Here is a 1,168-nt window from a genome sequence, read left to right on the forward strand (position 1 = left end):
CGGCTGGCCGCCAAGTACCACATCAGTGTCAACTACCGGCCGTCGTCGCGCGGCGGCACCGGCGTCGTCGTCCTCTTCCCGCCCCAACTGCTCGCGCAGGACCAGGGACCGACGTCCGAGCAGCCCACCCAGTCGCTGCGCCGCCCCGCCGCCCGGACCGCGGCCCGCACACCCGACGCGCCGACGGGAACGGCGGCCCCGGCCGGGTCGCCGCCCGCCCTGCCCGATCCACCCGCGCCGGCGGCCCCCCTGCCTCCGTCGGCCTCCCCGGCCACGCCCTCACCGTCGGCCGTCCCGATGGAATCTCCCGGCCAGGCCGCTGCCCCTGTGGCCCCTTACGCCTCCGGGCCCTCTTCCGTCCCGGCCAAGCCCCGTACGCCCACCGACGGGCCCACCGACGCGCTCGCGGCCCCGGCCGCCGGCCCGGCCGACGGTCCTGGCCTCTCGACGCCGAACGGGCTGCCCGTCCGTCCGCCCGGCCGGACCATGGCCGCCGCCGACCGAGGCCGTCCCCGGCCGGGGTCCCAGGCCGAGACCGCCCGGCCGTCCCGTGACGCGGGCGCCCAGTTCGGCGCCTTCCACCGCGCGCGCCGTTCCCCGGACGGCCCCTCGGGAACCCCCGCCGAGTGACGGCCGTCCCTTCCCCATGAGTCCCCGTAAGGCGCCCGGGGTCATGAGGCGCCGCCCCCACCCGGAACGTGAGATTGGAGGCACGGGGCCGACGACCGCCCTTCCCGGCATCAGCAGCCCCATGTACACCATGCAGACCACTGACAACAGCCTGACCCTGAAACTCTGCTGGACGCCGAACCTCACCCTCGACCAGGCCGACCAGCTCGCCGCGATCTGCTCCGGGATCCAGGCACTCGCCCAGGGCGCCTCCGTCGAATTCGGCAACGGATCCGGCGGCGTACGCCACTCCATGACCGAGTTCCACGGCGGCCTCCTCTTCATCGTCGAGGCCGGCTCCGGCGCACACCTGGCCGTCATCGCCGAGGACGGCGCCGACCCCGGCGTCGTCGGCCACCAGATGACCGGACTGGTCGAACAGATCGGCGAGCACCTGCGCGCCCGGCTGTACACCGTCACGGGCGGTCGCAGCCGGGCCGACGACGACACCTTCGACCTGGTCACCCTCATCGTGAGCGAGTGCGAGCCGGCGCAGGGG

General features: G+C 75.3%; 2 pseudogenes. Both read left to right on the top strand.

Features of this window, described 5'->3' with window-relative positions:
* Window positions 1-630: pseudogene (locus IG02_RS0135455) on the top strand (ATP-binding protein); the annotation flags it as partial.
* Window positions 631-760: 130 nt separating this feature from the next.
* Window positions 761-1,072 (top strand): annotated as a pseudogene (locus IG02_RS37425) (roadblock/LC7 domain-containing protein); the annotation flags it as partial.
* Window positions 1,073-1,168 lie beyond the last annotated feature (96 nt).

Source organism: Streptomyces sp. NRRL F-5135 (genome assembly GCF_000719775.1).
GTDB lineage: Bacteria > Actinomycetota > Actinomycetes > Streptomycetales > Streptomycetaceae > Streptomyces > Streptomyces hebeiensis.